This window comes from Mesorhizobium sp. M7A.F.Ca.CA.002.09.1.1 (assembly GCF_003998555.1).
GTDB classification, from domain to species: domain Bacteria; phylum Pseudomonadota; class Alphaproteobacteria; order Rhizobiales; family Rhizobiaceae; genus Mesorhizobium; species Mesorhizobium ciceri.
In genome coordinates this window covers 1-1,517 of the sequence record NZ_RZRR01001116.1, presented here as the reverse complement: position 1 = coordinate 1,517, position 1,517 = coordinate 1, and the positions used below count along the sequence as shown (strand labels likewise).

General features: G+C 62.2%; 2 protein-coding genes and 1 pseudogene. 2 read left to right on the top strand and 1 reads right to left on the bottom strand.

The window, feature by feature from the left end; translation table 11 throughout:
* A pseudogene (locus EN994_RS36515) lies at positions 1–159 on the top strand (30S ribosomal protein S2); the annotation flags it as partial.
* Positions 160–268: 109 nt separating this feature from the next.
* Complete coding sequence (gene tsf / locus EN994_RS30840; RefSeq protein WP_013531764.1) at positions 269–1,189, top strand: translation elongation factor Ts; 921 nt, start codon at positions 269–271, stop codon at positions 1,187–1,189.
* 34 nt (positions 1,190–1,223) lie between these two features.
* Here the strand turns inward: tsf and EN994_RS30835 are convergent.
* The coding region (locus tag EN994_RS30835; protein ID WP_245466132.1) for a LysR substrate-binding domain-containing protein at positions 1,224–1,517 on the bottom strand (294 nt) is incomplete at its 5' end.

Genomic DNA, 1,517 nt, shown 5'->3' with positions numbered 1-1,517 from the left:
ATCCAGCTCTATTGCGATCTGATCGCCAAGGCTGCGATCGACGGCATTGCCCGTCAGCAGGGCGCGCTCGGCGTCGACATCGGCGCTTCGATCGAAGCTCCCGTCGAACCGGCGCTCGACCCGGCTCCGGCCCCGGCTGCAGACGCTCCGGAAGCTTGATAATCGAAGGCCGGTTGCGGCCTTCATCTTTCTCATATTCTGGCACGCTAAACAGACGCACCATCGAATACCGATGGTGCGTCGGTGCATTTAAAACAAAGAGGCGACAATGAGCATTTCGGCTGCACAGGTCAAAGAACTCCGCGACTTGACCGGCGCGGGCATGATGGATTGCAAGGCGGCGTTGACCGAGACCAACGGCAACATGGAAGAGGCCGTCGACTGGCTGCGCAAGAAGGGTATCTCCAAGGCTGACAAGAAGGCTGGCCGCACCGCGGCTGAGGGCCTGATCGGCGTCGACAACGGCGTGCGCGAGGCTGCCGTCGTCGAGGTCAATTCCGAGACCGACTTCGTTGCCCGCAACGCCGCGTTTCAGGAAATCGTCGCCAATGTTGCCAAGGTTGCGCTGGCCTACGGCACGACGGAAGCTGTGGCCGCCGCAAAGTATCCAGGTTCCGACAAGTCGGTTGCCGACACCATCAAGGACGCTGTCGGCACCATCGGCGAAAACATGGGCTTCCGCCGCTCGGCCAAGCTCACCGTCCCGCACGGTGCTGTCGCCACCTACGTCCACAACGCAGTTGCCGATGGTCTTGGCAAGCTCGGCGTTCTGGTCGCGATCGAGACCACGGGCAATGAGCATGCCGCCAATGCCTTTGGCCGCCAGGTTGCCATGCATGTCGCCGCCACCAACCCGCTGGCGCTGACGGCCGAGCAGATCGATCCGGCTGCGGTCGAGCGCGAGAAGGCGATCTTCGCCGATCAGGCGCGCCAGTCCGGCAAGCCGGAAGCGATCATCGAAAAGATGGTCGAAGGCCGCCTACGCAAGTTCTATGAGGAAGTCGTGCTCCTGAAGCAGGCCTTCGTGCTCAATCCCGACATCACTGTCGAGCAGGCACTGAAGGATGCCGAGAAGGAAATCGGCGCTCCGGCCAAGATTTCCGCCTATCTGCGCTTTGCGCTCGGCGAAGGCATTGAAAAGGAAGAGACCGATTTCGCGGCGGAAGTCGCGGCTGCGGTGAAGAAATAATCCTTACAAATAGCCCCTGAAGGGGCTTCTCAGCTCAGGCAACTCGGCCGGGTGTCCGCAAGGATGCCCGGCCGATTTCTTGTGCGGTGTCGATAAAGGCCCTGAGCTTCGGCGCCATTGACGCCCGGCGCGGGAAATAGAGGAATAGCCCCGGTTCCTCGATCGCCGTCTGCGGCAGCACCTGGACCAGGCGGCCCGCGGCAAGATCGGCGCGCGCCAGCGGCTCGAAGACATAGGCAAGCCCGACGCCTGCAAGCGCAAGATCGATTGCTGCGAGCGAATCCGTCACGACAACGCTGCCCCGCGTCTCCATGGCGATGTCCTTGCC

Excerpts from the sequence above, each read along its gene's own strand:
- tsf (WP_013531764.1), top strand. The coding sequence starts at position 269 with ATGAGCATTTCGGCTGCACAGGTCAAAGAACTCCGCGACTTGACCGGC.